Origin of the sequence: Glutamicibacter sp. PAEs-4 (genome assembly GCF_051161755.1) — a bacterium.
In the GTDB taxonomy this organism is placed as follows: domain Bacteria; phylum Actinomycetota; class Actinomycetes; order Actinomycetales; family Micrococcaceae; genus Glutamicibacter; species Glutamicibacter nicotianae.
The window spans coordinates 900,681-923,926 of sequence record NZ_CP195017.1 but is presented as its reverse complement, the minus strand read 5'-3'; the positions used below and the strand labels follow the sequence as shown (position 1 = coordinate 923,926).

The following is a 23,246-nucleotide window of genomic DNA, read 5'->3' as shown; positions in this document are numbered from 1 at the left end:
GCTAGAATCAGGACATGAATTCATCGGTGCCTGGCCAGCGAGTCCTAGTTCAGCTTCTGCTTGAGAAATTCGACCAGCTTGTCGATACCGTTCATGACATTCCCGATGAGTTGGTCAACTTCACGTTGCCGGCCCAGGCCAGCAACTCCCCTGTTCAGATCCTGGTGCACTGTTGCGGAATGATGCGGCGCTGGTCTTCAACAGTGAACCTGGGCGTTGCCGTTCCCCGCGATAGGGATGCCGAATTCAGCGCGCAGATGGAGAAGCAGGACGCGTTGAAGTTGGCTGACGCAACCAGAACGGCATTCATCGCGGATCTTTCCCACACCCAGATGCACCTGCCTCCGGCTGCCACCCCTCCGGGCCGCGAGAGTGAATACTGGATGGCCACCTGCGAGGGCGTCCTGCTGCACGTATTCGAGGAGCTCTGCCAGCACTTGGGGCATCTGGAAATCACCCGGGACGTGCGGGTCCTCCCCGCTTCTTGAAACCCTGGGTGTAGAACTCAGATTTGCACATCGTTCCAGTCGAAGGCGGTCGTTTCTCCTGACTCCCAGTCCTGGCGGAGAATGGCGTAGGCGACCGAAGCCAATCGTAAGCCGTCTTCAGCTGGCCAGCCCATCCGGTAGTGGGCTTCCTTGAGGAAGCCGGACTTCAGGAACACCTTGCGCATCGCAATGTTGTCTTCCCGGGTTTGCCCTTCGAAGCGCACAGTCTCCGGGTTCTCCTTGAAGACCTTGGTGCACAGTTCCTTCAGTATCCGCGTACCCAATCCTTGCCCCCGATAAGCCTCCGCAAGGCGGAGGTCGAACATCGGGGTGTCGTCTTCCAGATCTTCAAGAACAACCATGCCCAGGCAATCGCCATTGCCCATGATCCAGAAACCTTGGCTCTCGCTGTTCCAATATCTTCCGCCATCAACCAGTGCCCGCAGCTCCGTCTGCGTCCAGTCTCGACGGACATGGAAGGGGAACTTGTTGCCGAGCAGAAATGCGACAATGCCATCGCTGTCTTCAGGACCCAACGGCGTGAACGAGATATTCATGGCCCAAGCCTATCCGAAACGGCGTTGCCTTCGGCCGACCACCGTGGCAACTTCGTATTGCTCGATGCCAGGGGACCCGGAGCGGCACAGGGATGGCTATGCGGCTTTCCTGTTCATAGAAACGTAGCGCGAAAAGCCAGCACGTTTCGCGAACCTGGCCGGGCGCGAATCCGACTCGCTAAAACCGAGCTTGCGGTACAGCGACAACGCAGCGACATTGGTGTCCTTGATATCGCGGAGCACGAATTCATCGAACGGCAGGGCCAGCAGGTGCTTCATCAACTCCGTGGCCACCCCACGGCCTTGGTATGGGGGTGCGGTAGTCACGAATCCGATTTCCGCCAGTCCGGGCCGAGCCCCCTTGAAAGCTCCCAGGAACTGCGTGCGGACGATGAAATAACTGATCAGCCCGTGCCACGTTCCGAGATGGCGCTGGAATTCGCTCCGGTCCGGCGTGAAGCACTCCTGATCGGCTTCGGTGAGGCTCGCGATGGCGGCGGGAACCCCGTCCACCAGCGCCACATAAAAACGTTCCGGGATGATCATGTGGGCAAACGCCCGCGCCAACGTTTCCTGATTCTTCGAAAAATAAGCGAAGTCCTCGGCGAAACCGCCGACGAGCACCGCGGCAATGTCCGATGGCTGAAATCCGGCCAGTGCATCAACCCGTTTGATTTCGATCATTGCGATTCCTTCAGCCTCGGTCAGCTCAATGCATCCGACCCAACCCCCGGAGGGGCCTGTGCATGTACTTACGCATACTCTAGCGAACCCGGAGTCCGGGTTCGACCTCTCCTAATCCATCCGCGTGCAGCCGCCAAGCCGCATTCGGCTTGATAACCAGCACTCGGCGTCCCGGCAGTGCCGTGATGCCGGCCCTTCGGCCAGCTTCGATGCAGTGCATGCAGGGAGCCGATGACGAAGAAGCCCAAACGAGACAGCGGCGGCCCGTACTCCCCACCGGGAATACGGGCCGCCGCTGCAAGAATGCGGACCTTACAGGCCCAGTTTCTCCATCACGATCTCGCGAACGCGGCCGGCATCGGCCTGTCCGCGGGTGGCCTTCATGACAGGGCCCATCAGCGCACCGATGGCCTGCATCTTGCCACCCTTGATCTTCTCGACCACATCAGGCATGGCGGCCATGGCGTCATCCACAGCCTTGCCCAGTGCGTCATCGTCATTCACCACAGCCAAGCCGCGCTTCTCGACGATTTCGCTTGGGGTGCCTTCGCCGGCGATGACGAATTCAAGCACCTGGCGGGCGATCTTGTCGTTGATCTTCTTGCCCTCGATCAACGAGTTCAGCTCGACGATGGTTTGAGGGGTGACGCCCAGATCAGCGATCTCCTTGTCCGCGGCCTTGGCCAGGCGCGCGATCTCGCCCATCCACCACTTGCGGGCCACGGCAGCCGATGCGCCGGCAGCCACGGTGGCTTCGATCTCGTCAAGCACACCCGCGTTGACCACGTCGCGGAATTCCTTGTCCGCGTAGCCCCACTCGGCCTTCAGGCGCTTGCGGCGCTCGGCTGGAGGCTCCGGCAGGCGTGAGCGCAGCTCTTCGACCCACTCGGCGGTGGTAACGATCGGCACCAGGTCAGGCTCCGGGAAGTAGCGGTAGTCATCGGCGTCCGACTTCGGGCGGCCCGAGGTGGTGGAGCGGGTGTCCTCATGCCAGTGGCGGGTTTCCTGGACAATCTTGGCCCCGGAATCCAGCACTGCAGCGTGGCGCTCGATCTCGAAACGCACTGCATGCTCCACAGCGCGCAGGGAGTTCACGTTCTTGGTCTCGGTACGGGTGCCGAACTTGTCCGCGTCCTTTGGCATCAGCGACACGTTGGCGTCGCAGCGCACGTTGCCGCGTTCCATCTTCGCATCCGAGACGCCCAGGTTCTTCACGATCTCGCGGATCGCCGCCACATAGGCGCGGGCCAGCTCCGGGGCGCGCTTGCCGGCGCCCACGATCGGCTTGGTGACGATTTCCACCAGCGGCACGCCGGCGCGGTTGTAGTCCACCAGCGAGTAGTCGGCGCCCTGGATGCGGCCTGCGGCGCCGCCCATGTGGGTCAGCTTTCCGGCGTCCTCCTCCATGTGGGCGCGCTCGATCTCCACGCGGAAGACCTCGCCGTCCTCCAGCTCGATATCCAGCCAGCCGTCGTGGGCGATCGGGTCATCGTACTGGGAGGTCTGGAAGTTCTTCGGGGTGTCCGGGTAGAAGTAGTTCTTCCGGGCGAAGCCGCACTTCTCGGCAATCTGGCAATTCAGCGCCAGGCCGATCAGGATGGAGTACTCCACGGCGGTCTTGTTGACCACTGGCAGCACGCCGGGCAACCCCAGGTCCACCGGGGTGACGTTGGTGTTCGGCTCGTCGCCGAAGGCGTTCGGGGCGTCGGAGAACATCTTGGTCTTGGTGTTCAGCTCGACGTGGACCTCGAAGCCCAGGACCGGGTCGTAGCGGTCCAGCGCCTCGTCGAAGTCGACCAGTTCATCGGTGTAGTTGCTCATGGTGCCTAGGCCTCCTGCGCGATCGAAGCGGTGTCAATGGCTGGTGCCTGCGAGATCAGCGAGTGGCCCCACTGCTTTTCGAGCAGCGCTTCCAGCGCCGCGCCGGCACGGTACAAGCGGGCGTCCTCGTAGGCCGGAGCCAGGAACTGGATGCCCACCGGCAGGTTCTCGGACAGGCCGCCAGGCACGGTGATGCCCGGGACGCCGGCGAGGTTGGCCGGGATGGTGGCCACGTCGTTGAGGTACATGGCCAGCGGGTCGTTGTCGTTCGCGCCCAGCTCGAAAGCCACGGTCGGCGCGGTCGGCGAGACCAGCACGTCAGCCTGCTCGAAGGCGGCGTCAAAGTCGCGCTGGATCAGCGTGCGGACCTTCTGCGCCGAGCCGTAGTAGGCGTCGTAGTAGCCGGCGGACAGCGCGTAGGTGCCCAGGATGATGCGGCGCTTGACTTCGTCGCCGAAGCCTGCGGCGCGGGTGGCGCCCATGACGCGCTCGATGGTCATCGGGCCGTCTTCCGGCAACACGCGCTTTCCGTAGCGCACCCCGTCGAACTTGGCCAGGTTGGAGGAAACCTCCGAAGGCATGATCAGGTAGTAGGCGCCCAGCGCGTACTTGAAGTTCGGGCAAGAGACCTCGACGATCTCGGCGCCGGCAGCCTTGAGCAGTTCCAGCGACTCGTTGAAGCGCGCCTGCACGCCTTCCTGGTAGCCCTCGCCGGTCAATTCCTTGATGACGCCGATGCGCAGGCCCTCCAGGTCCCCGGCGGCGCCGGATTCGGCGGCGGCCACCAGGCCTTCAAGGGCGTTCGGCAGCGAGGTGGAATCCTTCGGGTCGTGCCCGCCGATCAGTTCCTGCAGGTAGGCCGAGTCCAGCACGGTACGGGAGACCGGGCCGATCTGGTCCAGCGAGGAGGCCATGGCGATCGCGCCGTAGCGCGAGACAGCACCGTAGGTCGGCTTCACGCCGACGGTGCCGGTGACGGCGCCCGGCTGGCGGATGGAGCCGCCGGTGTCGGTGCCCAGGGCCAGCGGTGCCTCGAAGGAGGCCACGGCTGCGGCCGAGCCGCCGCCGGAACCGCCCGGAATGCGGTTCAGGTCCCACGGGTTGCGGGTCACGCCGTAGGCGGAGTGCTCGGTGGAGGAACCCATGGCGAATTCGTCCAGGTTGGTCTTGCCCAGCATCGGCAGCTTGGCGGCGCGGATCTTCTCGATCACGGTCGCGTCGTACGGGCTCATCCAGCCCTCGAGCATCTTCGATGCCGCGGTGGTGGGCTGGCCCTTGGTGACGATCAGGTCCTTGATGGCGATCGGCACGCCGGCCAGCGGGTGCAGGGCTTCGGCTCCGGCACCGCCGGCGGCGCGGATGGCGTCCACCTCGGCGGCCACGGAGAGCGCCTCGTCGGCGTTCACGTGCAGGAAGGCCTTCAGGGCGCCGTCGACTTCGGCGATGCGGTCAAGGTGGGCCTGCACGGCTTCGACGGAGGTCACCTCGCCGGCGCGCAGCTTGGCTGCCAGCTCGGTGGCGGAAAGCTTGATCAGTTCATTCACTGGGATTATTCACCATCCAGAATTGCCGGGACCTTGAAGCGGTCCGAGTCCGAATCAGGCGCGTTGAGCAGAACTTCCTCGATGCTCAGCGTCTGCCCCACCGTATCTTCGCGCAACACGTTGGTCAGCGGGATCGGGTGGCTGGTGGCTGGGACGTCGGAGGCGGCGACTTCGCTGACGGACGCGATGGCACCGACGATAGCGTCGAGTTCACCGGTCATTTTGTCCAGCTCCGCGTCGCTCATCTCGATGTGGGCAAGGTGTGCCAGATGCACAACGTCCTCACGGCTGATGGCAGACATGTATCTCCCTAGAATGGCGGTTGGGTTTCATAGACAAGTCTATCCCTTGCGCGCCGGGCCCGACGCATTATTCCGGGGCCTTCATTATGCTGTGCGCAATACCAAACCGCTCAGATCCTGCCCGAGGGCGTTCTCCCAGAACCCGATCACCCCTGCTTCGGCTGGTTCGCCGGCCACCGGCTTGCGGATGATCACCGCCTGCTTGCCGGCGGTCTGCCCGCTGACTCGGATCCGCGGATCGTCGGTGAAGGATTCGGTGCGGTGCTGCGGCACCGCGTTCCCGGCCAGCAGCTCGCGGGCCTGGGCGAGGAAGACAGGATCGCCGGCGGCATCGTAGACGTAGCGCAGGCCCAGGATCGCGTGCTCGCTGGTGCCCAGCAGGTGCTGCTCCGCGCCTTCGATAGGGGCATCGCGATAGGTCAATGGAACGTGGTAGACCACGTCGGAGGTGTCGGCGTGGTCGGCGTAGAAGCTCAGCTCGATGCCGACCTCGCCCTGCGGGTCTTCGAGGCGGAATCCGCCGATGTTCTCAAGTTTCGGGGCGCCCTGGCCGGTGTAGAACTCCTGCTTGGCCAGCCAGGCGGTCACCAGCTCGGTCTTCGTTGGAGACATGGTGGTGTTGTAGACGATTCCCATGAGCATAGTCTGTCAACAGCTCGTATTAGGCACAAGTGTTGGCGCAATGGTTCTTGGTCCGGGCAAAAGCTCCTACGATGGATCCATGCACACCGATGAGCCGTGGAATGATCTCCAGCAGGCGCAGCAGTACGGCGAGCGCCTGCTGCGCGATGCCGCCGTTGAACTGCGCGAGTCCGAGCCGGAGGACTTCGCGGCCATGGCCCGGTGGTGGAATGACCCGGCTTGGGCGGTGCTCCAGCAGCGGATCATCAAGCCGCGCCCCGAGACTGGGCTCATGGACATGTTCGCCCAGTGGAGCCGCAACGAGCCGAATAGCGGCGATGCCGGTTTCAGCATCTTCGAGCGCGGCACCGGAAGCTTCATCGGCCACATCACGCTGCATGGCGGACAGCTGCCGCATCGCGCGGCCGAGCTGGCGGTGATGATTGGCCCGGACTTTGTCGGCCAGGGTTTCGGCACCCGCGCCACGAAGCTGATGTCAGCCTACGGTTTCCGCGAGCTGGGGCTGCACCGGATCAGCCTGTGCGTTGCCGCCTTCAACCAGCGGGCCATCAAGGCCTATGAAAACGCCGGGTACATCCAGGAAGGACGCCAACGGGAGGTGTACTTCCATGACGGGGCATTCCACGACCAGGTGCTGCTGAGCCTGCTCTCCGGCGAATATTTCGCCCGGCAAGGCTGAGCGGCACCCCGCGAAGCTACTTGGCAGCTTCCTGGAGCATGGACTTCACCAGTGGTCCGGCCGATTGGGCACCGCCGTCCCCGTCCTCGACGAATGCGGCAATGGCCAGATCGCCCTGGGCGGCGATGGCCCAGGCATGCGCGTTCTTCTCGCTGTCGTATTCTGCGGTGCCGCTCTTGCCGATGATCTTGCCGCTGCCTGTCCCCTTCAAATCCTTCAGGGTTCCATGGTCCACGACCTCTGCCATCATCGCCGACAGCTGCTCGGCTTCCTTTTCGGTGAGCGTGGAGGCCGGCTTGGCCGGGGCCTCGGGTTCAGGCGAGAGCACCAGCTTGGGCTGCACGGTGGATTTGGCCTGGATAGATGCCATCACGGTGGCCATGCCCAGCGGCGAGGCTTCCACCACGCCCTGGCCAATCATGTTCGCGGCCTGGGTGGTGCCTGTCGAATCCTCGGGCACCGAACCGAACACGGCGCCGGTACCGGTGCCGTCCTCGGCCAGCAAGCCGAGCGAGGTTGCGGCCTCGGCCAGCTTCTTGCCGCTGATCTCCTGCCCCTGGTTCACGAAGACCGTGTTGCAGGATTGGGCAATCGCCTCGGAGAGCGGGATGGTGCCTACCGCGGACGCCGGGTAGCCGTCGTAGTTCTTGAAGCTCTTTCCGTCCACCACCGTGGTTGCCGGGCATTTAACCTCGGTGCCCGGGGTGGCGCCTTCACGCAGCATGGCCAAGGCGCTGATGACCTTGAAGGAGGAGCCCGGCGCATAGGACGCTTGAAGGGCGGTGTTCAAGCCGGAGGATACCGGGCCGGAAGACGCAGCCAGGACGCTGCCGTCCGAGGGCCGGATAACCACTATGGCCGAGTTCGATTCGGCATCTTCCAGCAGTTCATCCGCTGCTTGCTGCAGGCTGGTATCAAGGGTGGTCTTCAGGTCCTTGCCTGGCACCGGGGCGTTGGCGAACAGTTCCGCTAGCTCTTCATGCTCAGCATCGTATTGCGACACCGTGACTCCGGCGGTTCCCGAGAGGGTGTCATTGTAGGCGGCCTGCAATCCCGATTTGCCTACCTGGTCGCCGGCCTTGACCTTGCCCTCGGACTTCTCGATGATTTCCGCAGTGGCCTTTCCTACGCTGCCCAGCAGCGGACGGGCGAAGGAACGGGTGGGTGCCAATGGCAGCTCGTCATTCTGGAAGTTGGCTCCCGGGATGGCCTTGATTTCTTCGTCGGTAACCTCACGGGTTGCGTCATCGCGCAAGACGATGGCTTCCACCCATGCCTTATCGCCTGCGGCCATCACGCGTTTCGCGTACGCGTCCTCATCGATGTCCACCAGCTTGGCCAGCTTCTTCGCTGAGCTTTCCCAGTTCTCCTTGCCGGTATGGGTCTTGTCCATGCCGACGCGGATCACCGGCCGGTCAGCGACAATGTTCTGGCCTTCTGCATCGGTGATGCTGCCGCGTGCTGCCGGCTCGAATGCCGCCTTGAGGTAGTCGCCGCTTTCGAATCCCGGGGCGAGGATTGACGGGTCGAAGCGCAGTTTCCAGGCCTCGGCTTCCTTGTCGTATTCCCAGACGGCCCGGGTGTCATAGCTCAGGTCCTTGTCCGATGCGTCGACATCCCACACCGTGGTGATGTTCGCGGTGGCCGTCTTGACTCCGTCTTGTTCCTCTTCGTCCTCTGCTACCGAGCTGACGGTACTCGTGTGCTTGATTTCGCCCATGGTGCCAAAGGCTGTTTCCTGGGCCTTCGCCGCGTCCTGCGGGCTGGTGCCGGTAAATTGCACGCCGGCGAAATCACCGCTGTTCATGGCGGCCACCAGCGCATCGGCTGATGGTGCCGGGTCGGGTGCGCCGGCGCTGCAGGCGCTCAGCGGCCCGAGGGCGAGAGCGGCGACGGACAGGGCGGTGACACTTCGGCGAACAGCACTCATGGCGCCATTCTATTCATGCGCTTTGGCAGACCACAATGCGTGTCTGCCTATGTCATGGGCGGTTCAGCTGGAGTGTGGAGGAATCCGCCGTGGCTAGAGGCGGTAGGCGTAGACCACCAATTTGATGTCGGTATTCGGCACCACCCAGTCGCGTTCTGGATGGTGGGCGAATCCGAGGGTTTCATACAAACCCCGGGCGGAAGCCCAGGTGCTGCCGGTGGTTAGGGAGACGGCGTTGATTCCCGAAATAAGCCGGGCACGTTCAATGGCGGCCAGCACCATGGCCCGTCCGATCCCGCCGCGCTGCGCGGCGGGATCGACGCTGAGCATGCGGATTTCCAGCTCGTCGGCTCGGGCGATATCCGCATAGTCGCTGCCCGCGCGGATCAACGTCATGGAACCTACAATTTCACCGGATAGGCGGACCACATAGACTTCGGTCTGCGTTGCCCGCTCGGCAACCTTGCGGACAAAGTTCAGGTATTCGTCCTGCGGGCTGCTGAAATGCCCAGCGGCAAAGTAGGACTCAGCGGTCAGCTCCCCCACCCGCTGGTAATCGGCCGGCGTGGCTAGTTCAATCGACAGATCGCCACTGCAGTATGAAAAAGTTTGCTCGTCAGTCATGATCTTCCAAGTGTGCCACGGCTCCTGGAGGTTTTCCGCAGTTGACCAGACGCTGCGGAAACAATGCATCGTTGCAAACTCTTGCCGCCGACGATTTTCCGATTTGCAGCAATTGGCGCAAAAGACTCTTTCTATGCAATGTCCACGGAGCAGACTTGCCCGGAGGTTTGTTAATAGAGTTAACTAACCCTGTGACTTCCCCACGCAAGGACTGGAATGTGCTGTCCCACGGCAGCGCCATCTTGCCGTCCCATGGAAGGGAGCACAACCTGTCGCTGGTTCTGCAAACTCTTTCAGACCGAGGTGCACTGAGCCGTGCAGACCTGGCCCGCGCCACGGGCCTGACACGTGTCACCGTCTCGGAACTCGTCGCCGAACTGCTCAATCGTTCCCACGTGATCGAAACCGGCCAGCAAGAAGGCAAGCGCCCGGGAAAGCCCTCCACCCTCGTCGATTTGAATCGTCCTGGGCTCAGGATCATCGGCGTGGATCTCTCCGGAGTTGTCCCGTTCCAAGCGGCGGTCATGGATCTGGATGGCACCATTCTCAAGAGCTTTTCTTCCCCGAATCGTGGAGCAACCAAAGAAGCCGCCACCGCCCAGCTCCTCGAATTGCTCGACACAGCCATAGGGCACTGCGACGCACCGGTACTTGGCTTGGGCATCGGCTCCCCCGGAGTCGTGACCGACCAGGGAATTATCGTCGATTCCGAAAAATTCGATTGGCGTGGCTTCGACCTGGGCTCTGCCGTCAAGCAGGCCACCGGCATCAACACCCATATCCTCAATGACGCCGACTGCGCCATACTCTCCGAGCACACCTTTGGCCAAGGCAGCGACCACATGATCCTGCTCCGCCTGGGACGCGGCGTGGGGTGCGGCGTCATCACCCACAACACCCTGGTGCGCGGCTCGAATTTTGCCTCCGGCGAGCTGGGCCATGTCCGCCAGCGACCAGAGGACACTGCCCCATGCAGCTGCGGTGAAATCGGCTGCCTGGAAGCCTACGTTTCCATTCCTGCCATCTGGAAGGCCCTGGCCGAGGGAGAGTCGAAAGAGCAGCTGGATCAGCGGATCGCCTCGTATCTTGCAGGCGCGGTTGCTCCGCTGCTTTCAACCCTGGACATTCGCAATGTCGTTTTCACCGGCATCCCAGAGGTCGTGGACCAGCCGCTCGCCAAGGCCCTGCACGAAGCATTGGCACTGCGCTCGCATGCTGCGCGTGCCGAAGACTTCCGTCTTTCGCTCAGCGAAGATCCAGAACATCTGGTACTTCGAGGGTGCGCGGTCAACGTGCTGTTCCATGAACTGGGGATCACCTGACCGAACCGTTCCGTTCACCTCACACCTGCTATACCGCTCATCATCACTGATATTCATCACTGCCAAGATTGGAGAGTGCACACCATGCGCGTGCTCATTGGTTCATCCCCAGAAGAAGTCGCAAAGATCGCAGCCGACAACGTTTTAGCTGGTCTGGCCCACCATAGTGCCGGCGCTGCCCCGGTCCTCGGGCTCGCCACCGGCTCCTCCCCGCTGGGACTGTATCGTGAATTGTCCCGCGCAGTTCAGGAAGGACGCGCCGATTTCAGCCGTGCACAGGGATTCGCCCTCGATGAATACATCGGGATCCCCGACACCCATGAACAGTCCTACCGACAGACCCTGCTCAACGAAGTCTGCAACGTCATCGGCTTGTCTGCGGACTCATTGCATGTTCCGCAGGGCATGGCCGCCTCGGTAGAAGCCATTGAGGCAGCGGCCCGCGCGTACGATGCGTCCATCGCACAGGCCGGAGGCATCGATGTGCAAATCCTGGGCATCGGATCAAACGGCCATTTGGGCTTCAACGAACCGGGCAGCGCGCTGCGAAGCCGCACCCGAATCAAGCGCTTGGCGGCGAACACCCGTGAAGACAATGCGCGCTTCTTCGACGGCATTGAGCATGTTCCCACCCACTGCGTCACCCAGGGCCTCGGCACGATCCTGGACGCAGGTCGCCTGGTCCTGGTTGCCGTGGGCTCCGGCAAGGCAGATGCAATTGCTGCTGCCGTGGAAGGCCCGATCTCAGCTTCCTGCCCGGCATCTGTCCTGCAGCTGCACCAGGACGCAGTGGTAGTCGTTGACGAGGCAGCGGCCGAGGGCCTGAAGCTGCGTGACTACTACGATGACGCGGCTGAAGAACTGACCGTTCTGGACCTCACCGTCCGCTAAAACTCCCATGCCAGTGGCATACTTTAGCCATGGCCGTCTACTTTGAATGCGTTACGCAAGCCAACCTCAGCCCTGCTGAGCTCTTCGAGAAATCGTTGAGCATCGACGCGCATACAGGCTCGATGGCCGACGCGAAGGAGAAGGCAGTAGCTGGGGTAACCAGCGGAACCATTGGCCTGGGCGAGCAAGTTACCTGGCGGGCCAAGCACTTTGGCATTCCCATCCGGATGACCTCCACGATTTCCGCCGTGGATGCCCCGCGCAGCTTCACCGACCAGCAGCTGCGCGGACCGTTCAAGTACTTCCACCACGTCCATGAATTCCATGAGTTGGACCACGGGACGTTGATGATCGACAAGATCCAATTCAGTGCTCCGCTTGGTCCATTGGGGTGGCTGGCCGAACGGCTCGTCCTCGGATGGTACCTGCCCAAGCTCATCCGGATCCGCAATGACTACCTGGTCGCGGAGCAAAGCTGACTCTGCAGAATGGGAGCACCGGAACTGCTTGTACAGTGGACTAGTCGCATGGTCGTCAGCAACCCGCTACCCAGATGAAGGCCAATGACCCGAATACAGCAGACCTCGCAAGCCAGCGCCCCGACCGCAGCGCGAAAATGCGCTCTGGTGGTTTCCCACCTGCTCTCCCCTATCATCTTGGCTACCGTGCTGCTGCTGGCCACTCCATGGCGGGATGCTTCGGTGCGCTGGAGCGAGTCGGTCACCGCGGCCCTGTTCACCACGATTATTCCGTGGCTGATCCTGGCCGGCGCGAAACTGCGTGGCAAGGTCACCGACATGCACGTGACCGTAAGGCATCAGCGGCATTGGATCTACGCCTATACCGCCGGATTGATCCTCTGCGGCCTGCTCGTGCTGCGGCTCATGGACGCCGGGACGCGGATGTACCTCGAAGTGCTCAGCATCCTGCTGGGATTGGCAGTCGTCGCTGTGATCAATATGTGGTGGAAGGTCTCGGTGCACCTGGCCGTGGGCACCTACGTGATCTTGCAGGTGGCCGGGCAGTTGAACGGGCTGATGCCGCTGGTGGTGTTCTTCATTGCGGTGCTGTCCTGGGCACGCATCCGCAGTTTCCAGCACACCGCCACACAAGTGTGTGGCGGTGTCGCCGTGGGCATTGCCATCCACTATGCGCATGAGTGGATGGCAGCCGTTCTGCTTTAGGCGCCAGGCTCCGCGAGCTTTGCCGGGTCCACAAATCCGGCGTACTGCCAGCCCGGATTGCTGCTGGGCCGGCCAACCTGGCATCCTGCTTCCTCGGCAATCAGCGCGCCGGCGGCCCAGTCATACTCCTGGGTGCCGTATTCGGCGTAGGCGTCCAAAGACCCCTCGGCCACGAGGCACAAATCCAGCGCAGCCGAGCCGAGCCGGCGCACATTCACATAGTCCTCAAGCATCGTCCCGAGCACCTGGGCTTGGAACTGCCGGCGCTCGGAATCATAGCCGAAGCCGGTGGCCAGGATCCTGGTTTCCGATTCAACCGGGCCGCTGAGCTGGGTGAGCTTTCCGGACCGCAGGTCGAGTTTCCATGCGCCCAGTCCCTTCCCGGCAAAGTACTCCACCTGCAAGGCAGGGGCGACGATGGCCGCGGCCACCCAGGTCTCGCTGCCATCATCGTTGCGCTGGCAGACGCCCACCGACGAGCAATAATAGGCAATGTTGCGCACGAAGTTCGTGGTGCCATCCAGCGGATCAATGCTCCAGCGCAGACCGCTGGGATGCGCCGGCTTGGCGCTGGGATATTCTTCACCGGTCAACTCGTCGTTGGGCCGGGAGGTCACAATGGAATCGCGAATCGCTTCCTCGGCAGCCCGGTCGAAGTCGGTGACCCAGTCCCCTGCCGCCGACTTGTCGGTGAGGTTGAACTGCGATTCGTCGCGGCGGCCAAGTACTTCAGCGCCGGCGGCGGCAGCCCGGCGGGCCACCATCACCAGCGGATCGTGGGTTACTGTGCGGTCCATGTCTAGCCTTCCGTTGGTGCGGCGAGTGCTGCCTTGCGTGCTGCTTCCGGTCCTTGCTCCAGCAGGATGCCGAATCCGGCTTCGTCCAGTACCGGAACGCCCAGGGACTGGGCTTTGTCCAGCTTCGACCCGGCGGATTCGCCGGCCACCAGGAAGTCGGTCTTCTTCGAGACGCTGCCGGTGGCCTTGCCGCCACGGACAATGATCGCTTCCTTGGCGGTATCCCGGGAATAGTTCTCCAGGGTACCGGTCACCACGATGGCCAGGCCTTCGAGGTTCTTGGTGATGTTCGCATCCTGCTCGTCTTCCATCTGCACGCCGGAGGCCTGCCAGGAGGAGACGATCTCGCGGTGCCAATCCACCGTGAACCAGTCAACCAGCGCTTCGGCGATGATGGTGCCAACCGAATCGATTTCGGCCAGTTCCGCCACCGCGTTGCCCGAGTCCAGGACCTGAAGCAGGGCGTCCATGGAGCCGTAGCGGGTGGCAATGGCCCGCGAGGCGTTCGGGCCGACGTGGCGGATGGACAGGGCTACCAGCACCCGCCACAGCGGGTTGCCCTTGGCCTTCTCCAGCTCATCAAGCAGCTTCAGGGTGCTCTTGGTCGGCACCGAAGGCTTTTTGGCGGTGGCCTTGGAATAGAAGTACGGGACGAGCTCGTACTTGCCGGTGCCCTCCCCCTTGGAGCGCTTTTCCCGCCAGACCTTGACTTCTCCAAGCTCGTCGAGCTTGTCCTTGAGGTTGAACAGGTCAGCCTCGTTCTTCAGCGGGCCGGGTCCGGCGGGCAGGATGACGCCGCCCTGGGTGGCCGGGTCCTCGCCCGGACCGCTGGTCAGGGCAGCTGCCGCTTCGTAGCCGAGGGCTTCGATGTCCAGTGCACTGCGTCCGGCAAGGTAGGCCACGCGCTCGGTGAGCTGTGCCGGGCAGGATTCGGCGTTGAGGCAACGGATATCCACGTCGCCTTCCTTGGCCGGGGCCAGCGGTTGCCCGCAGGAGGGGCATTCGGTGGGCATGACGAAATCACGCAGGTCCTCGTTGCCATCGCGCAGCGGGAGCACCGGGCCGACAATCTCCGGGATGACGTCTCCGGCCTTGCGCAGGATGACGGTGTCGCCGATTTTGACGTTTTTCGCCTTGACGACTTCCTGGTTGTGCAAAGTCGCGCGCGCGACGGTGGAGCCGGCGACGAGGACTGGTTCCATCACGCCGAAGGGGGTCACGCGGCCGGTGCGGCCCACCTGGACCTGGATGTCCAGCAGCTTGGTGTGCACTTCTTCGGGCGGGTACTTGTAGGCGACGGCCCAGCGCGGAACCCGCGAGGTGTAGCCCAGCTGTTCCTGGGTGGCCAGGTCATCGACCTTGATGACAATGCCATCGATGTCGTGGATCAAATCGTGGCGCTTCTCGCCGTGCTCGGCGATGTAATCCTTGGTTTCCTGGCGGCTGCCGACCACGCGGCCGTACGGAGAGACCGGCAGGCCCCAGCTGCGCATCAGCTCATAGGCCTGGGACTGCTCGGTCAGGTTGAAATCGCGGCTGCGGCCCAGGCCATGCACGAACATGCGCAGCGGACGCTTGGCGGTCTGCTCCGGATCCTTCTGGCGCAAGGACCCGGCGGCGGCGTTGCGCGGGTTGGCCAGCGGCGCCTTGCCCTGGGCGATCAGTGCCTCGTTGAACTTGTTGAAGTCCTCGGTGGCGATGAAGACTTCGCCGCGGACTTCGAATTCCGCAGGCCAGCCGGAGCCGGACAGCTGTTGCGGGATATCGCTGATGGTCAGCGCATTGTGGGTCACGTCTTCTCCGGTGGTGCCGTCCCCGCGGGTGGCCGCGCGAATCAGCTTGCCCTCGCGGTAGGTCAGGTTCAGTGCCAGGCCGTCGATTTTGACTTCGCACAGCCATTTGACCGGGGTCTGCGGGTGCAGGCGTTCGGCGTTGGCCTGGGCACGCTCCAGCCACGCGTCGAGTTCATCAAGTGAGAAGACGTCTTCCAGCGAGTACATCCGGCTGGCGTGGGTGACCGATGCGAAGGCGGCGGAGGCTTCGCCGCCGACTTCCTGGGTGGGCGAATCCTGTCCAGCAAGGATGGGATAGGTCGCCTCAAGCAGCTGGAGCTCCTGGAATAACGCGTCGTATTCTGCGTCGGAGACCAGGGGAGCATCATTTTGGTAATAGGCCTCGCGGTGGGCGCGGATCTGCTCGACCAGCTGTTCATAGCGGGTCTTGTCAGCTTCCGGCGGTACGTTGGCGGTCTCGACTGGTGCTGCGTCTTTTTCACTCACGTATTCAATTGTGCCCCACCGGCGGACAGTTTAGCTGGCTTGGAGCCCTAGTTCCCAGGTGCGTCCGCTGGTGCGGGTTCGGCTGCCAGCACGTCAATCACGATCACTGCGATGTTGTCCCGGCCGCCGGCTTCCAGCGCAGCCGCAGTGAGAATCCGGGCCGCTTCGGTGCGGTCCTTGTAGTTCACCAGCAGGGTCTGCAAAATGTCCTCGGTCAATTCGCCGGAGAGCCCGTCGCTGCACAGCATGTAGCGGTCGCCGATGCGTGGCTGCAGGACGGTGACGTCCGGCTGGCTTTCGGCGCCTGCGCCCAGGGCGCGGGTAATCAGGTTCCGGTGCGGATGGTTGCGCGCTTCCAGCTCGGTGATCTGCCCGGCATCCACCATTTCCTGCACGGCCGAGTGGTCGCGGGTCAGCTGCTGCAGCGCACCGTCGCGCAGCCGGTAGCCGCGCGAGTCTCCCACGTTGACCAGCAGCAGGCTCGGGACTTCCTCGGTGGCCACCGGCAGCGGCGCGGTAGCCGGGGCCAGGTTGGCGCGGTGGTTCTCCAGCATTTGCGGAGTGATCTTGGAAATCACGTCGGTATTCTGCGTCATTGCGAAGCTGGAGGTCCACGGCGGAACGGCGGCCAGCGGAGCGGTCACGCTGTCCCGGCCCTTGCTGGGGGTCTTGATCTGCACCAGGGCGCACAGGGTCGTGCCGCCGCGCGATTCAAGCGCTTCGCGGATGCGGTCATCGGCCAGCTGCACCTGCCGCTGGACATCCGGCACCGAGGGCAGTTTCCGCACCGAGGTCTTATTGGCGAAGGTGCAGATTTCTTCCATGGTTTCCACCGCAAGCTGGCTGGCCACCTCGCCGGCTTCATGCCCGCCCATGCCGTCGGCAACCGCGTACACGATGTCGTGCATCAGGATACGGTCCTGGTTCTGCGAGCGCTTGCGTCCCACGTCCGTCAGGCCCGCCGCGGCGAGGATGAAGGGAACCGGGGCTGGTTCATTAGCCATCAGTCAATCACCAGTCCTGCTCCCTCGCCTGCCGAGAGTTCGTAGGGTTGGATATCCCCGAAGCCGCGCACCGCGGTAATTTCCTGGGCGGTGAGCACGAAGCGTGCATCATTGCGCAGCGTATTCGCGGTAATCGCATCGGTCAGCACGGTACCGGGCTCGGCCAGCGAGGTCAGCCGGGCCGCCATGTTCACCGTCGGTCCGTAGATATCGCCCAGGCGCGAGAGCAGCCGGCCCCAGACCACCGCTCCGCGGGTTTGCGGGAAGAGCTCGTCCTTGGCCAGCTCGCGCGAGAGGGACAGCGCGATCTGCGCGCCGGCCTGCGGGGTTTCTGCCACGTAGAGCACTTCATCGCCGATGGTCTTGACCAGGCGGCCGCCGCCCACGGAAATGATTTCCGCGCACTTGGCCTCGAAACGCTGGACCAGCTGGGCCAGCGTGCGCTCGTTCATGCGCCGCGACAGCGAGGTGTAGGAGACCAGGTCGGCGAAGCCCACCGCACGGGCCAGCGGCAACGGGGTGCCGCCATCGTCCTCGCCGCGGTCCTGGTTGTAGGCGGCCACGCCGGTTTCCACGCGCAAGGCCATGCGGTGCACGGCGGAGTTCAGCTGGCGGCGCCACGAGTAGAGCAGCAGGTCTTCGATGGCGGGGATGATTTCAGGCAGCAGGCTGAACAGCTGGCGGCGGGCTTGGCGGTCGGACAGGTTCTGGTTGGCGATCATGTCTTCGACCAAGGCCTCGATCTGCCAGACCACCATGCGGTCGGTCATCTGGCCGACCGAACGCATCAGCGAGATGGCGGTTTCCTCGGTCAGCGTGCCTTCGCGGACCATGCCCACCATGGTGCCCAGGGCTTTCTTGTCGGCCTCGGTGAAGAACACTTCGTCATCGCTGAGTTCCGGGAAGCCTATGGCGCGCCACAGCTTGCGTGCCGAGTGCAGGGAGACCCCTGCCTCGGAAGCGACTTCGCGTCGGCGGAATTCGCGCTGGCCGCCGATGAGCCGTTTTTCCAGCGAGGCGACGGTGTCGCGGACAGCCTCGGGGGTGTGGGCCGGAATGCGCAGCGGGCCTTCCATGGCCTCGGCAAGTTCGAGAATTGGATCCGATTCGGCGGGGGTTGCCGCGGGAGCGTGCTGGCGGGCGCCACGGACAGCCTCGGCGGCGGACTGCGGAGAGTCTGCCCGAGGTGTGTTGGTGTGCTCGGTGCTCATGCCCCCATGCCCTCACTGTTCGTCGTTTCGGTGTGCGCCATACTCTGGCTGCTGCGCAGGTTCGCCATCGCCTCCATTGCCAGGGAACGGAAATACTGTACCGAGGGCACATGCGAGAGTCGCACGTATCCCTGGTTCAGCACGATATCCAAGGTTCCCGCACGCGTCATGGCATTTTTCGCCTTGCTGTGCGCGACCAGGTCGCGAACTGTAAATAATCCTACAGATTGCAGCTTGCCGTCGTTATACGTCGGCCGGAACATGATCCGCTCGGTAGTCAGCACGATGCGGCTGCGCAGCCACCGGGCCCAGGGAATCACGCTCCAGATGAGCACCAGCGCGGCCCAGAGGACTACCGCAACGATCATCCACACATTCGCGTTGGAAGCCAGCCAGTCCGAGAGATCATCCCGGGAAAGATAGCCAAGCGAAAACGTGCATAGTGCGGTCAAGACGAGGAAGGCTCCCACGGGCTGGCGCAGCACTCGGGAATGCTCACGAGTTTTGATGATCACTCGTTCCCTTTCATGCAGCGGCAACTTCATCGTGTTGTTCCTCGTCCCTCCTGTTCCCGGCTGAGTGCTTCGGTCGTCTCTTCCAATACTAGTCCCGGGCCAATACCCAAGCCGGGTTAGGCATACTTTCCGTCGGCGCGCCGCACGTGGTGCACGTCGCCCGCCAGCACATGTTCACACTGCCCGGTGCCGTGTTCCAGCACCAGCGAGCCATCGGTGCCCAGCTCTATGGCAGTGCCCACCAGGGTGGACCCGTCAGGGAATTCCACACGCACGTCATGTCCCAGCGTGGCCAGTTTGGCGCTGACCAGCTGGTGCAAGGATTTCCCGTTGCTTGCCGGCAACGGCATCTGCGCCATGCCGCCGACTTGGCGGAATCCCCGGTCCAACGCCGCAAATTGCTTCAGGTACTCAGCCAGCAATTCGGTGCGGTTCGGGTTGTTGGCACCGGCCAACCGCAGGGATGTCGCGGTAGCCACCGGAAGTTCCTCCCGGCTCTGGTTCACATTGATACCGGTCCCGACCACCACGCCATAGCCGTTGCCGGCAGGAACCATTTGCGCCAGGATGCCGCAGACTTTCTGCTCGCCAGCCAAGAGGTCGTTGGGCCATTTGATGCCCAGTGGAACGCCGCAGGTATTCTCGGCCGCCCGGCTCCAGGCCAGCGCCGCCAGCATGGTGTACCAGGAGAGGGATTCGGGAGGGAAGCCAGGTCCGGGCACGGCCAGGACGCTGACGGTGAGGGAAGATCCTGCCGGGGTCACCCATTCGCGGCCCAAGCGCCCCTTGCCGGCCTGCTGGTGCTCGGTGTAGTACACGCTGAGATGTCCGGCCTCGCCGGTGCTGGCCAGTTGCGCCAGCTCGGTATTCGTAGAACCGGAGGTTGGCTTGAGATTGACCAGCCCCAAATCCAACGGGGCGGTGAGCTCATTGAAGATCCGGGAATCGAGAACAGAGCGGTCGGTGCCATACGGGTTTTCCATATCTCCAACCCTATGACACCGGCCGCCCATTATTCCCTGTTTTACCCCGCTTGACTGCCTACAGGAAGATGTCCTGGACCAGCGGGATCTGCGGGTTCAGGGTGTACTTCTCCAGATCCGTCTCCCCGGCCAAGGTCAGCACCTGGCCGTCGGTGAAGAAATTGCCGCTGACGCCCGCGGGCGGGCTGGCAAGAATTGCCATGGCCGCGTCTGCCACGACCGAAGCGTCGCGTGCGCCCTGGACCATTTTCTGCCCGCCCGGCAGGTTGCGGATTGCTGCGGTGTCGATCAAGGTTTCAGGCCAGAGCGAGTTCACCCCGATGCTGTCTTCCTTCAGCTCCTCAGCGAGCCCAAGGGTGGTCAGCGACATCCCGTACTTGGCCATGGTGTAGGCCAGATGCTGCCCTGCCCACTTGGGGTCCAGGTTCAGTGGCGGGGAGAGGGTCAGGATATGGGCATGCTCGGAGGCGCGCAGGTACGGGAGCGCGGTCTTGGACAGCAGGAAGGTGCCTCGGACGTTGATGTCCTGCATCAGGTCGTAGCGCTTCATATCGACCTGGTCGGTCTTGGCCAGGTTGATGGCCGAGGCGTTGTTGACCACGATGTCGATGCCGCCGAATTTTGCCACCGCTTCCTCCACGGCGCGCTGCACGTCGGCGTCCACGCGGACATCGCCGACAACGGCCAAGCCCTGGCCGCCGGCTTCCTCAATCTGCGCAACGGCGGTATGGATGGTCCCTTCCAGCGTCGGGTGAGGTGTATCGGTCTTGGAGAGCAGGACCACGTTGGCCCCTTGCCGGGCTGCGGCCAACGCGATGGCCAGGCCGATGCCGCGGCTGCCCCCGCTCATCAGGATGGTACGGTTCTTCAGGTTGCCGGGAACGGGCGCGATAAGAGTGCGCGATTCAGTAGTCATGTGATACAGATTACGCGATGATCCGCCACTAAGCTACCGATCAGTAACTTATTCTGGCGTGCCACGCACCAGATATCGGGCCATTTTGTAAGATTCCTACAACCGAAAGAGCTGTTTCCCCAGCTAGACTGGCTTGGATGGCATTTTTCTTGTGCCATTCCTACACATTGAAGACAACTCAAGGGAGTCGAAGGCATGACGCAGGGCAGAACTGAGGCAGCCGAGTCAATCGACCTGTCCACCACCGCCGGAAAGCTTGCTGAGTTCCGCCGCCGCCAGAAGCTCGCTGAAGCGCCAAGCGGCGAAGCGGCGATCGAAAAGCAGCACTCCCGCGGCAAGCACACTGCCCGCGAACGCATTGAAATGCTCATGGACGAAGACTCCTTCGTCGAGTTCGACGCACTTGCAGTCCACCGCTCCACCGCCTTCGGCATGGAGAAGAAGAAGCCATTGGGCGATGGCCTGGTCTCCGGCTACGGCACCGTGGATGGCCGCCTGGTGGCCGTCTACTCGCAGGACTTCACCGTTTACGGCGGCTCGCTGTCCCAGGTCAACGGCGAGAAAATCGTCAAGGTCCAGGAATTCGCGCTGCGCAACGGCTGCCCGGTAGTCGGCATCCTCGATGGCGGCGGTGCCCGCATCCAGGAGGGCGTCGCGTCCCTGGCCATGTTCGCTGACATCTTCCGCAACAATGTCCACGCCTCGGGCGTTGTCCCGCAGATCTCGCTGATCATGGGCCCATCGGCCGGCGGCGCCGCCTACTCCCCCGCGCTGACCGACTACGTGATCATGGTCGACAAGACCAGCCACATGTTCATCACCGGCCCGGACGTCATCAAGACGGTGACCGGCGAGGAAATCGACATGGAAACCCTGGGCGGCGCCCGCCAGCACAACGCCAATACCGGTACCGCCACCTACCTTGCCTCCGATGAGGAAGACGCTGTGGAGTTCTGCAAGGAACTGCTGGACTTCCTCCCGTCCTCCAACCTCTCGGATCCGCTGATTGCCGAATTCGATGAAGAACTGGATATCACCGCCGAGGACCTGGAGCTCGATACGCTCATCCCGGATTCGGCAAACCAGCCTTATGACATGCGCACCGTGATCGAGTCGGTTGTCGATGATGAGCACTTCTTCGAGATGCAGTCGCTCTACGCACCCAACGTGATGATTGGCTACGCCCGCATCGAAGGCCGCACCGTGGGCATTGTCGCCAACCAGCCAATGCAGTTCGCCGGCACCTTGGACATTGCCGCCTCGGAAAAGGCCGCCCGCTTCGTGCGCAACTGCGACGCCTTCAACATCCCGATCCTCACCTTCGTGGACGTGCCGGGCTTCCTGCCGGGCAAGGACCAGGAGTTCCAGGGCATCATTCGCCGCGGTGCAAAGCTGCTCTACGCCTACGCCGAGGCCACCGTGCCGAAGCTGACCGTGATCACCCGCAAGGCCTACGGCGGAGCGTACATCGTGATGGGCTCGAAGAAGCTGGGCGCAGACCTGAATCTGGCTTGGCCTACCGCGCAGATCGGCGTGATGGGTGCCCAGGGCGCGGTGAACATCCTCTACCGCCGCGATCTGGCCGCGGTGGAAGCCGAAGGCGGAGACGTCGAGGCCCGCCGCAAGCAGATCATCGACAACTACGAGGCCGAACTGCTCAACCCCTACCAGGCCGCTGAGCTGGGCTACGTGGATGCGGTCATCGCCCCGAGCGAGACCCGCTTCCAGCTGGTTCGCGGTCTGCGCGCGCTGCGCGAGAAGCATGCGACCCTGCCTCCGAAGAAGCACGGCAACATTCCGCTGTAAGCGGCAGATCCTGCCCGACCAGTACCCACCAGAACCACAAAGGAGCACGCCGATGGACCAGAACAGCGCCTTGCCTGTTGCCCCGCAGATCCGCGTCACCAAGGGAAACCCGAGTGACGAGGAATTGGCGGTGGTCACCGCATTGCTCGCTGCCATGGGCAACGCTCCCGCGCCTGCACCGCAGGCCGCAGAGCCCAAGAAGCGCGTAGATCGGATTCGCCGGCGCCGCGCACTCGTTCCGCGTTTAGGCTGGACCATCGGACGCCGCTGAGCATTCCAAAGGCCAATGTGCTGAACAATTCCGCAGGGAATCGTCCAGCCCATTGGCCTTTGGCGTACCAGCCGGGAACCTAGTCTTCGTCGGGTACTTCGGAATCCAAGATGGCCAAATCGGCACGGGTGACCAGATGCGAACTCACGGCGTGCTCCACCAGCCGGGCGCGACGGTTGGTGGCCAGTTTTCCGGGTCCCCCGCGCAGTCCGGCAACGCCCGCCTTGTCCAATTTGTCGCACACGTTATCGAGTTTGCGATTGAACTTCGTAATTCCCCACCCCAGCCGTGCGGCAGCCGCCGCGCTGGTGGGAATCGAGCTCAGCCCGGTGCCTTCGCGGCGCAGCATCGGCTCAGCCAAGACCACTACCAGCGCCCGCTGGGCACTGGTCAGCAGCACCGGCCCAATGGTGGTTTCTCCGCAGGCATCGTATTCCAGGTAGTCCTGGCGGAATGCCGGCTGCGCGACATGAATAGACAGCTCATAGGTGGTGGGACCGGCAGTGAACACCACGCCCACCCGGTTGAGCACCAGCGGCAGGCTCGACTCCGGCGACAGCCAGGCTTGCAGGCCGCCGGTTCGATCCGCAATGGTCGCGGTCAGCCGGCTGCCCACGTTGTTGAGCCACCACAGCCCGCTGTGCTTGCTAATCGTCAAGAAGTGCCGGTGCAAGTACGGATTGTCGTCGATTGCGAGGTCGCCTTCACGTCCGATGGTGAAGGGCTTGCCGTCCTGGACAGGATAGTACTGCCCGCAGTACTCGATAGTTACTTCACTCATCGCTTATGCCTACCT

At 63.2% G+C, this 23,246-nt stretch carries 24 protein-coding genes; 8 read left to right on the top strand and 16 right to left on the bottom strand.

The features are described 5' to 3' along the window. Window positions 1-14: 14 nt before the first annotated feature. Window positions 15-488, top strand: a complete 474-nt coding sequence (locus ACR9WD_RS04305) for a DUF664 domain-containing protein (protein WP_434922808.1) — start codon at window positions 15-17, stop codon at window positions 486-488. 17 nt (window positions 489-505) lie between these two features. Here the strand turns inward: ACR9WD_RS04305 and ACR9WD_RS04300 are convergent, their stop codons facing one another. The 6 genes from ACR9WD_RS04300 to ACR9WD_RS04275 all read right to left on the bottom strand — a co-directional run bounded on the left by ACR9WD_RS04300 (window position 506) and on the right by ACR9WD_RS04275 (window position 6,032). After that, entirely contained in the window at window positions 506-1,045 is a 540-nt protein-coding gene (locus tag ACR9WD_RS04300; protein ID WP_190264736.1) for a GNAT family N-acetyltransferase, read from the bottom strand. Window positions 1,046-1,141: 96 nt separating this feature from the next. Then, a complete protein-coding gene (locus ACR9WD_RS04295) occupies window positions 1,142-1,729 on the bottom strand; it encodes a GNAT family N-acetyltransferase (protein ID WP_190264735.1) in 588 nt (195 codons plus the stop codon). 312 nt (window positions 1,730-2,041) lie between these two features. Next, window positions 2,042-3,550: an Asp-tRNA(Asn)/Glu-tRNA(Gln) amidotransferase subunit GatB gene (gene gatB, locus ACR9WD_RS04290; RefSeq protein WP_434922807.1), complete on the bottom strand. Its 1,509-nt coding sequence runs from the start codon at window positions 3,548-3,550 to the stop codon at window positions 2,042-2,044. A gap of 5 nt (window positions 3,551-3,555) precedes the next feature. Beyond that, window positions 3,556-5,094 (bottom strand): Asp-tRNA(Asn)/Glu-tRNA(Gln) amidotransferase subunit GatA, encoded by a 1,539-nt coding sequence (gene gatA, locus ACR9WD_RS04285; protein ID WP_434922806.1) that lies wholly within the window; start codon window positions 5,092-5,094, stop codon window positions 3,556-3,558. A 5-nt stretch (window positions 5,095-5,099) separates the two neighbouring features. Continuing rightward, on the bottom strand, window positions 5,100-5,396 hold the full coding sequence (gatC, locus tag ACR9WD_RS04280; RefSeq protein WP_038989805.1) for an Asp-tRNA(Asn)/Glu-tRNA(Gln) amidotransferase subunit GatC: 297 nt from the start codon (window positions 5,394-5,396) through the stop codon (window positions 5,100-5,102). 84 nt (window positions 5,397-5,480) lie between these two features. Then, a complete protein-coding gene (locus ACR9WD_RS04275) occupies window positions 5,481-6,032 on the bottom strand; it encodes a maltokinase N-terminal cap-like domain-containing protein (protein WP_083586679.1) in 552 nt (183 codons plus the stop codon). Window positions 6,033-6,117: 85 nt separating this feature from the next. Here ACR9WD_RS04275 and ACR9WD_RS04270 point away from each other — a divergent pair, with 85 nt between their 5' ends. After that, window positions 6,118-6,717, top strand: a complete 600-nt coding sequence (locus ACR9WD_RS04270; protein ID WP_434922805.1) for a GNAT family N-acetyltransferase — start codon at window positions 6,118-6,120, stop codon at window positions 6,715-6,717. Window positions 6,718-6,733: 16 nt separating this feature from the next. Here the strand turns inward: ACR9WD_RS04270 and ACR9WD_RS04265 are convergent, their stop codons facing one another. Next, a complete protein-coding gene (locus ACR9WD_RS04265) occupies window positions 6,734-8,647 on the bottom strand; it encodes a penicillin-binding transpeptidase domain-containing protein (protein ID WP_434922804.1) in 1,914 nt (637 codons plus the stop codon). Between the two features lie 93 nt (window positions 8,648-8,740). After that, complete coding sequence (locus ACR9WD_RS04260) at window positions 8,741-9,271, bottom strand: GNAT family N-acetyltransferase (protein ID WP_434922803.1); 531 nt, start codon at window positions 9,269-9,271, stop codon at window positions 8,741-8,743. 191 nt (window positions 9,272-9,462) lie between these two features. Between ACR9WD_RS04260 and ACR9WD_RS04255 the strand changes: the two genes are divergently transcribed. The 4 genes from ACR9WD_RS04255 to ACR9WD_RS04240 all read left to right on the top strand — a co-directional run bounded on the left by ACR9WD_RS04255 (window position 9,463) and on the right by ACR9WD_RS04240 (window position 12,668). After that, window positions 9,463-10,593 (top strand): ROK family transcriptional regulator, encoded by a 1,131-nt coding sequence (locus ACR9WD_RS04255; RefSeq protein WP_121866379.1) that lies wholly within the window; start codon window positions 9,463-9,465, stop codon window positions 10,591-10,593. A gap of 84 nt (window positions 10,594-10,677) precedes the next feature. Continuing rightward, window positions 10,678-11,484: a glucosamine-6-phosphate deaminase gene (gene nagB, locus ACR9WD_RS04250; RefSeq protein WP_149596510.1), complete on the top strand. Its 807-nt coding sequence runs from the start codon at window positions 10,678-10,680 to the stop codon at window positions 11,482-11,484. Between the two features lie 29 nt (window positions 11,485-11,513). Further along, a complete protein-coding gene (locus ACR9WD_RS04245; RefSeq protein WP_121866378.1) occupies window positions 11,514-11,963 on the top strand; it encodes an SRPBCC family protein in 450 nt (149 codons plus the stop codon). 84 nt (window positions 11,964-12,047) lie between these two features. Continuing rightward, window positions 12,048-12,668 carry a hypothetical protein gene (locus ACR9WD_RS04240; RefSeq protein WP_434922802.1) on the top strand — a complete coding sequence of 207 codons (621 nt, stop codon included), beginning with the start codon at window positions 12,048-12,050 and terminating at the stop codon, window positions 12,666-12,668. Here the strand turns inward: ACR9WD_RS04240 and ACR9WD_RS04235 are convergent. The 7 genes from ACR9WD_RS04235 to ACR9WD_RS04205 all read right to left on the bottom strand — a co-directional run bounded on the left by ACR9WD_RS04235 (window position 12,665) and on the right by ACR9WD_RS04205 (window position 20,373). Then, window positions 12,665-13,465, bottom strand: coding sequence for an inositol monophosphatase family protein (locus ACR9WD_RS04235; RefSeq protein ID WP_434922801.1), 801 nt, complete (start codon window positions 13,463-13,465; stop codon window positions 12,665-12,667). The genes ACR9WD_RS04240 and ACR9WD_RS04235 overlap by 4 nt on opposite strands. 2 nt (window positions 13,466-13,467) lie before the next feature. Beyond that, complete coding sequence (gene ligA, locus ACR9WD_RS04230; RefSeq protein WP_434922800.1) at window positions 13,468-15,744, bottom strand: NAD-dependent DNA ligase LigA; 2,277 nt, start codon at window positions 15,742-15,744, stop codon at window positions 13,468-13,470. 47 nt (window positions 15,745-15,791) lie between these two features. Continuing rightward, complete coding sequence (locus ACR9WD_RS04225; RefSeq protein ID WP_052253520.1) at window positions 15,792-16,748, bottom strand: PP2C family protein-serine/threonine phosphatase; 957 nt, start codon at window positions 16,746-16,748, stop codon at window positions 15,792-15,794. Further along, window positions 16,748-17,959, bottom strand: a complete 1,212-nt coding sequence (locus tag ACR9WD_RS04220; protein ID WP_149596507.1) for an adenylate/guanylate cyclase domain-containing protein — start codon at window positions 17,957-17,959, stop codon at window positions 16,748-16,750. The genes ACR9WD_RS04225 and ACR9WD_RS04220 overlap by 1 nt, the downstream gene beginning before the upstream one ends. Then, a complete protein-coding gene (locus ACR9WD_RS04215; RefSeq protein WP_066139600.1) occupies window positions 17,956-18,504 on the bottom strand; it encodes a hypothetical protein in 549 nt (182 codons plus the stop codon). The genes ACR9WD_RS04220 and ACR9WD_RS04215 overlap by 4 nt, the downstream gene beginning before the upstream one ends. Before the next feature lie 86 nt (window positions 18,505-18,590). Next, complete coding sequence (locus ACR9WD_RS04210) at window positions 18,591-19,457, bottom strand: biotin--[acetyl-CoA-carboxylase] ligase (protein WP_434922799.1); 867 nt, start codon at window positions 19,455-19,457, stop codon at window positions 18,591-18,593. A 58-nt stretch (window positions 19,458-19,515) separates the two neighbouring features. Further along, entirely contained in the window at window positions 19,516-20,373 is an 858-nt protein-coding gene (locus ACR9WD_RS04205) for an SDR family oxidoreductase (RefSeq protein WP_066139606.1), read from the bottom strand. Between the two features lie 195 nt (window positions 20,374-20,568). On the opposite strand from ACR9WD_RS04205, the gene ACR9WD_RS04200 reads away from it, so the two are divergent. Both ACR9WD_RS04200 and ACR9WD_RS04195 read left to right on the top strand, forming a co-directional pair. After that, entirely contained in the window at window positions 20,569-22,179 is a 1,611-nt protein-coding gene (locus tag ACR9WD_RS04200; protein ID WP_038989817.1) for an acyl-CoA carboxylase subunit beta, read from the top strand. Between the two features lie 52 nt (window positions 22,180-22,231). Beyond that, the gene (locus ACR9WD_RS04195; protein WP_073706666.1) at window positions 22,232-22,450 is read left to right on the top strand and encodes an acyl-CoA carboxylase subunit epsilon; all 219 of its coding nucleotides are present in this window, start codon (window positions 22,232-22,234) and stop codon (window positions 22,448-22,450) included. 79 nt (window positions 22,451-22,529) lie between these two features. Here ACR9WD_RS04195 and ACR9WD_RS04190 read toward each other — a convergent pair whose 3' ends face one another. Further along, window positions 22,530-23,231 carry a hypothetical protein gene (locus ACR9WD_RS04190; protein WP_038989819.1) on the bottom strand — a complete coding sequence of 234 codons (702 nt, stop codon included), beginning with the start codon at window positions 23,229-23,231 and terminating at the stop codon, window positions 22,530-22,532. Window positions 23,232-23,246: the final 15 nt, after the last annotated feature.

Bases quoted from the DNA above. Each gene is read 5' to 3' on its own strand.
- ACR9WD_RS04295 (WP_190264735.1), bottom strand. From the start codon at position 1,729: ATGATCGAAATCAAACGGGTTGATGCACTGGCCGGATTTCAGCCATCG.
- ACR9WD_RS04205 (WP_066139606.1), bottom strand. From the start codon at position 20,373: ATGACTACTGAATCGCGCACTCTTATCGCGCCCGTTCCCGGCAACCTG.
- ACR9WD_RS04275 (WP_083586679.1), bottom strand. From the start codon at position 6,032: ATGGGAATCGTCTACAACACCACCATGTCTCCAACGAAGACCGAGCTG.
- ACR9WD_RS04210 (WP_434922799.1), bottom strand. From the start codon at position 19,457: ATGGAAAACCCGTATGGCACCGACCGCTCTGTTCTCGATTCCCGGATC.
- ACR9WD_RS04235 (WP_434922801.1), bottom strand. From the start codon at position 13,465: ATGGACCGCACAGTAACCCACGATCCGCTGGTGATGGTGGCCCGCCGG.
- ACR9WD_RS04240 (WP_434922802.1), top strand. From the start codon at position 12,048: ATGACCCGAATACAGCAGACCTCGCAAGCCAGCGCCCCGACCGCAGCG.
- ACR9WD_RS04215 (WP_066139600.1), bottom strand. From the start codon at position 18,504: ATGAAGTTGCCGCTGCATGAAAGGGAACGAGTGATCATCAAAACTCGT.
- ACR9WD_RS04305 (WP_434922808.1), top strand. From the start codon at position 15: ATGAATTCATCGGTGCCTGGCCAGCGAGTCCTAGTTCAGCTTCTGCTT.
- gatB (WP_434922807.1), bottom strand. From the start codon at position 3,550: ATGAGCAACTACACCGATGAACTGGTCGACTTCGACGAGGCGCTGGAC.
- ACR9WD_RS04220 (WP_149596507.1), bottom strand. From the start codon at position 17,959: ATGAGCACCGAGCACACCAACACACCTCGGGCAGACTCTCCGCAGTCC.
- nagB (WP_149596510.1), top strand. From the start codon at position 10,678: ATGCGCGTGCTCATTGGTTCATCCCCAGAAGAAGTCGCAAAGATCGCA.
- ACR9WD_RS04300 (WP_190264736.1), bottom strand. From the start codon at position 1,045: ATGAATATCTCGTTCACGCCGTTGGGTCCTGAAGACAGCGATGGCATT.
- ACR9WD_RS04195 (WP_073706666.1), top strand. From the start codon at position 22,232: ATGGACCAGAACAGCGCCTTGCCTGTTGCCCCGCAGATCCGCGTCACC.
- ACR9WD_RS04260 (WP_434922803.1), bottom strand. From the start codon at position 9,271: ATGACTGACGAGCAAACTTTTTCATACTGCAGTGGCGATCTGTCGATT.
- gatC (WP_038989805.1), bottom strand. From the start codon at position 5,396: ATGTCTGCCATCAGCCGTGAGGACGTTGTGCATCTGGCACACCTTGCC.
- ACR9WD_RS04270 (WP_434922805.1), top strand. From the start codon at position 6,118: ATGCACACCGATGAGCCGTGGAATGATCTCCAGCAGGCGCAGCAGTAC.
- ACR9WD_RS04265 (WP_434922804.1), bottom strand. From the start codon at position 8,647: ATGAGTGCTGTTCGCCGAAGTGTCACCGCCCTGTCCGTCGCCGCTCTC.
- ACR9WD_RS04190 (WP_038989819.1), bottom strand. From the start codon at position 23,231: ATGAGTGAAGTAACTATCGAGTACTGCGGGCAGTACTATCCTGTCCAG.
- ACR9WD_RS04245 (WP_121866378.1), top strand. From the start codon at position 11,514: ATGGCCGTCTACTTTGAATGCGTTACGCAAGCCAACCTCAGCCCTGCT.
- ACR9WD_RS04200 (WP_038989817.1), top strand. From the start codon at position 20,569: ATGACGCAGGGCAGAACTGAGGCAGCCGAGTCAATCGACCTGTCCACC.
- ACR9WD_RS04225 (WP_052253520.1), bottom strand. From the start codon at position 16,748: ATGGCTAATGAACCAGCCCCGGTTCCCTTCATCCTCGCCGCGGCGGGC.